The 1,841-nt window shown below is 42.0% G+C and carries 2 protein-coding genes; both read left to right on the top strand.

Translation table 11 applies throughout. The features are described 5' to 3' along the window. On the top strand, nt 1-853 hold an 853-nt coding region (locus WA010_RS06550), incomplete at its 5' end, for a hypothetical protein (RefSeq protein ID WP_422556340.1). Nucleotides 854-877: 24 nt separating this feature from the next. Next, nucleotides 878-1,841: T6SS phospholipase effector Tle1-like catalytic domain-containing protein (locus WA010_RS06545; RefSeq protein WP_422556339.1), on the top strand; the 964-nt coding region annotated here is incomplete at its 3' end.

The following is a 1,841-nucleotide window of genomic DNA, read 5'->3' as shown; positions in this document are numbered from 1 at the left end:
CACCCTAACAGGACAAAAAGACCCCCGTTTGGATGCACGCTACTCGATCAGTTATGTCGCAACCAACCTAAAAGAAGGATGCGGATCTCGCGGATATACGACGGGAACGATGAAACCCTCAATCGCTCAACGGAGTGTAAGCGTTCCCGATGGCAATTACACGATTAACCTCCCTATCTATATGACCCCCGAAGAGGACAAAAAGGGATGTGGCTATCGGTTTGGGGGATTAGAGCTCATGATATTGAGAAAAAATGATGATCAATATTCGCGATTTTGGCTTTTAGGAGACTATAAAAACAAAGACATAGTAAGTGGTAAAGAGCTGGGTGGTCAGAGAGCGGATGTGGTTTACGATGGAAGCAAAGGAGGTACTGATGGACGAGCGTATCCAATGTTGCGTAAAGAAGATAGGCCTATTGCCTTTCGTTCAGATAAAAAATATTTTCGCATCGCACCTGAAACGACATTTGTGTGCATGACAGAGCATCGAATTTACGAGTATGAATTATCTCAAAGAGATAAAGATTTACGCGAAAAATGGAGTCGCAATGACAAAGAAACTGATTTCGTATGTGCGATGCAAATGAAATTGGATGTTGATGGCGGGAAATACCATTATCATGAATGTCCTGTTCCTGCTCCGATGGATAGTGTTGGATGCTTTACAACAACAAATCCCGATTTCGGAGTGGATGAAATTGCGAGTGACACATTGCATATTGATATATTAGTTGATAAATCAAAATGTACGGCATTAAGGTACAGCGCACCTAGAGACTTTGTCAAAGAGCCTTCTATATTTTATAACGCACCTAAGCCTGAATCATCATTATTTAAATCACTTTTTTAAAAAAATAAACACAAGGAAAACAACATGGCAGACGTAATCAGAATCGGAGTGTTCTTCGACGGGACAGGTAATAATATGTGGAACGATAGATTGATTGGAGATGGGTCAATAACAAATGTTGTTCAGATTTATGATAGATATGTAAAGGCAGGTTATGAGGCTATTTATGCTGAAGGTGCAGGAACGGAAGCGTATACCCCCTATACAAATACCCCTACTTTTAATGAGGAGCAGTTAGCGGCTATACGGAATACAGAGGTCTATAAAGACCGCAAGGATTATTATAATATTGGCGGCTTGGCGTTTGGATCAACGGTCAAACAGCATGCTGTAGACAAACTAAATCAGATCAAGGACCTAATGGCAAAATATCCAAAAGATCAGAAATTCGTTATCGACGTTTACGGTTTCAGCCGTGGAGCGACATCGGCACGTGATTTTATCAATATGTTCAATGCCCAGTATGCCGATCTCGACGGCAGTGCGATCGGATTTGTGGGACTCTTCGATACCGTCGCGACGGTCGGACTGGCAAATGAATATAACCCAAACCTCAATCTAAATCTCAATACCAACTCCGCAGATATGATGCTCCATCTGACTGCCGATAATGAATTTCGTGCAAATTTTCCACTGAACTATATGGGCGAGAGTGGCAGTAATATGGTCGAAATCGGAATGCCAGGTGTCCATGCCGACATCGGGGGAGGGTATGGAAATTCGACTTGGGATACCCAAGAAAAATTTATTGCTGATGAAGTATTCGCTACGTTTCCCATTCCGGCACTCGCAGAGATTGCTGAACAGCAACGAATGGATCGTATAGGCGAATTAATCTTAGAAGCTTCAGACAAAGGCTTCGAATACGCATTTAAAACAGGTACGGATAGAACTACTGGGGCTTTACAGCTCGATTTTGTCTTCATCGAAACAAAACAGATAAATTATGGATTGAGCAATAATGCACTGTGGGTAATGCTCAATTCTA

It is taken from the genome of Sulfuricurvum sp., from assembly GCF_049305995.1.
Taxonomy (GTDB): Bacteria; Campylobacterota; Campylobacteria; order Campylobacterales; family Sulfurimonadaceae; genus Sulfuricurvum.
The sequence above is the reverse complement of the archived record's forward strand: the minus strand, read 5'-3'. Positions and strand labels throughout refer to the sequence as shown.